Raw genomic sequence first — 437 nt, 5'->3', positions numbered from 1 at the left:
GCGCGAGCCCGAGCGCGCTCCCGCCGGGCTGGTCGAACCGCGCCGCGAACTCCGAGACGCACGCCGACTCCTCGGCGACGATCCGGTCGCGGAGGTCGACGCCGGCCCGCGAGTCCACCGCGTCGAGGACGCGCTCCCTGAGCGCCGCCCGCCGGTCCGGCGTGTCGTCGAGCCCGGGCGCGAGCGGCACGAGCGTCACGACCGCCTCGTGGCCGTCGGGGGCGACCGAGGGGTCCGTCCGCGACGGGACGTTCACGTACACGACCGGCTCCGTCTCGCCGGTCGGCCACGCGGGGTCGTCGAAGATGGCCGCGAAGTGCGGGTCCCAGTCCGTCGGGAGCGCGAGCGTGTGGTGCGCCAGCTCCGGTAGCTCGCCCTCGACGCCGAGGTACAGCAGGTGCGCCGAGGGGCCGTACGTCCGCCGCTCCCAGTAGTCG

At 76.2% G+C, this 437-nt stretch carries 1 protein-coding gene; it reads right to left on the bottom strand.

Going from position 1 to position 437, the window contains the following annotated elements:
* Nucleotides 1-437 (bottom strand): NAD(P)/FAD-dependent oxidoreductase (locus tag EXE41_RS18670; protein ID WP_394348122.1); only part of this gene is annotated, 437 nt, incomplete at both ends.

Source organism: Halorubrum sp. SD690R, from assembly GCF_005435035.1.
Lineage (GTDB): Archaea > Halobacteriota > Halobacteria > Halobacteriales > Haloferacaceae > Halorubrum > Halorubrum ezzemoulense.
Note: the sequence above shows the minus strand (reverse complement) of the source record. Positions and strands in the feature narration are given on the sequence as shown.